Raw genomic sequence first — 255 nt, forward strand, 5'->3', positions numbered from 1 at the left:
GCGCTTCACCCACTGGACCTGCTACTTTATCGATCGATGCTTGACCGGACATACCGATCGCTGTCAACGCGTGGTAGATACCCCAAACTGTACCGAACAAACCAACGAACGGTGCTGTAGAACCAACAGTCGCCAAGAATGCCAGACCATCTTGCAAACGGCTTTGTACTTTGTCGACTGCGCGTTGGATGGACATCGATACCCATGTGTTGAGGTCGATTTGTTCCAGCAATGCGCCTTCGTGGTGTTCAGTCG

The 255-nt window shown here is 52.2% G+C and carries 1 protein-coding gene; it reads right to left on the reverse strand.

What is annotated here, in order from left to right; all coding sequences use genetic code 11:
* A partial coding sequence (locus ACO0K2_RS19785; protein ID WP_423021772.1) for a MotA/TolQ/ExbB proton channel family protein occupies nucleotides 1-255 on the reverse strand: 255 nt, incomplete at both ends.

Origin of the sequence: Undibacterium sp. MH2W (genome assembly GCF_049340215.1) — a bacterium.
Classification (GTDB): domain Bacteria; phylum Pseudomonadota; class Gammaproteobacteria; order Burkholderiales; family Burkholderiaceae_D; genus Undibacterium.